Origin of the sequence: Streptosporangium sp. NPDC006013 (assembly GCF_040614275.1) — a bacterium.
Taxonomy (GTDB): Bacteria; Actinomycetota; Actinomycetes; order Streptosporangiales; family Streptosporangiaceae; genus Streptosporangium.
Map to the genome: position 1 here is coordinate 1 of NZ_JBEXUE010000944.1, position 1379 is coordinate 1379.

The 1379-nt window shown below is 67.8% G+C and carries 1 protein-coding gene and 1 pseudogene; one reads left to right on the forward strand and one right to left on the reverse strand.

Annotation, left to right across the window (positions count from 1 at the left end):
* Positions 1 to 185 (reverse strand): annotated as a pseudogene (locus tag ABZ260_RS51105) (hypothetical protein); the annotation flags it as partial.
* Between the two features lie 157 nt (positions 186 to 342).
* Here ABZ260_RS51105 and ABZ260_RS51110 point away from each other — a divergent pair.
* A partial coding sequence (locus ABZ260_RS51110) for a WD40 repeat domain-containing protein (protein WP_355633241.1) occupies positions 343 to 1379 on the forward strand: 1037 nt, incomplete at its 3' end.

Here is a 1379-nt window from a genome sequence, read left to right on the forward strand (position 1 = left end):
GTTTCGCCGTCCGGGCTGAAGGCCACCGAGGAGACCTTGTCGGTGTGGCCGGTGAGGGTGGCAACGGTGTTGCGGCCGGCCACGTCCCACAACCGCACGTTGTTGTCGGCGCTGCCGGTGGCGAGGGTTTTGCCGTCCGGGCTGAACGCCACCGAGGAGACCAAGTCGGTGTGGCCGGTGAGGGTGGCGCTCGGTGTGGGGGCCGAAACCCGCCCTCACCAAGCGGCACGACAGACCGCGTGGCACCGACTGTTGCCCCTTTTCGGCGTACTTGGTCTGCCCCCCAAGGTGATGCAGAGGCCTTCAAGTCAATCTCAAGCGTGATCTTCTACAGCTAGGGGTGTGAATACGACCCCGCCGCGGCAGCGCCGATCACTATCTCGCCGTACCCTGCTCCTGGGCGGGCTCGGCGCCCTGGCCGCCATCGGCGTGCCGACCACGATCGCCTTCACCCGCATCCCCGACCCCACACCGAGCACCACCAACCCCACACCGAGCACCACCAGCCTCGCACCGAGCACCCCCGACCCCACACCGAGCACCACCAACCTCGCACCGAGCGCCACCCTCACCGGCCACACCGGCGTTGCCTCCTCGGTGGCGTTCAGCCCGGACGGCAAAACCCTCGCCACCGGCAGCGCCGACCACAGCGTGCGGTTGTGGGACGTGGCCGACCGCAACACCATCGCCACTCTCACCGGCCACACCAGCGTTGTCACCTCGGTGGCGTTCAGCCCGGACGGCAAACTCCTCGCCACCGGCAGCTTCGACGACACGGTGCGGTTGTGGAACGTGGCCGGCCGCAACAGCGTTGCCACCCTCACCGGCCACACCGACTGGCTCTTCTCGGTGGCGTTCAGCCCGGACGGCAAACTCCTCGCCACCGGCAGCTACGACGGCACGGTGCGGTTGTGGAACGTGGCCGGCCGCAACACAATCGCCACCCTCATCAACCACACCTACGATGTCCACTCGGTGGCGTTCAGCCCGGACGGCAAACTCCTCGCCACCGGCAGCTTCGACGGCACGGTGCGGTTGTGGAACGTGGCCGGCCACAAAACCGTTGCCACCCTCACCGGCCACACCGACAAGGTCTCCTCGGTGGCCTTCAGCCCGGACGGCGAAACCCTCGCCACCGGCAGCACCGACGAAACGGTGCGGTTGTGGAACGTGGCCGGCCACAAAACCATCGCCACCCTCACCAACCACACCTACGATGTCCACTCGGTGGCCTTCAGCCCAGACGGCGAAACCCTCGCCACCGGCAGCGCCAACAAGAGCGTGTGGTTGTGGGACGTGGCTGGCCGCGACACCATCGCCACCCTCACCGGCCACACCGACTGGGTCCACTCGGTGGCCTTCAGCCCGGACGGCAAACT